This window comes from Carboxydocella sp. JDF658 (genome assembly GCF_002049395.1).
GTDB lineage: Bacteria > Bacillota.
This window is the reverse complement of record NZ_BDLR01000265.1, coordinates 1-201: the sequence shown is the minus strand read 5'-3', so window position 1 is coordinate 201 and position 201 is coordinate 1. Positions and strand designations below refer to the sequence as shown.

Here is a 201-nt window from a genome sequence, read left to right as displayed (position 1 = left end):
TTCATCGATCACCACCAGAGCTGCTACCCGGGGGTTATCCGCCGGGGCAAAACCGACAAAGGAAGCCACATACTTGCCAGCCACATATCCCCCTCCAGGCACGGCTTTCTGGGCTGTACCCGTTTTTCCGGCCGCCCGGTAGCCTTCCAGATAGGCTTTTTGCCCGGTACCACGGGCCACCACGTGTTCCAGGATCCCTCG

The 201-nt window shown here is 60.7% G+C and carries 1 protein-coding gene; it reads right to left on the bottom strand.

Annotated features, from left to right (window positions below; genetic code table 11):
- Positions 1–201: penicillin-binding transpeptidase domain-containing protein (locus tag JDF658_RS14155; protein ID WP_143312041.1), on the bottom strand; the 201-nt coding region annotated here is incomplete at both ends.